The organism is Mycobacterium sp. (assembly GCF_008709575.1).
GTDB lineage: Bacteria > Actinomycetota > Actinomycetes > Mycobacteriales > Mycobacteriaceae > Mycobacterium.
Genome location: NZ_VYIK01000052.1, coordinates 28640 through 28850 on the forward strand (window position 1 = coordinate 28640; position 211 = coordinate 28850).

The window sequence follows — 211 nt, forward strand, 5'->3', positions numbered from 1 at the left end:
TGCTCGTCGTCGCTGGTGGCGCTGCACATGGCGGTGGCCGCGCTGCGGTCCGGCGAATGCGACCTCGCCCTGGCCGGCGGCGTGACCGTCAACGCCACACCAACGGTTTTCGTGGAGTTCAGCAGGCATCGGGGTTTGGCGCCGGACGGCCGGTGCAAGCCCTATGCGGGCGCGGCCGACGGGGTCGGCTGGTCCGAGGGTGGGGGGATGG

1 pseudogene is annotated in these 211 nt (G+C 72.5%); it reads left to right on the plus strand.

The window, feature by feature from the left end:
* Positions 1–211: pseudogene (locus F6Q13_RS12755) on the plus strand (beta-ketoacyl synthase N-terminal-like domain-containing protein); the annotation flags it as partial.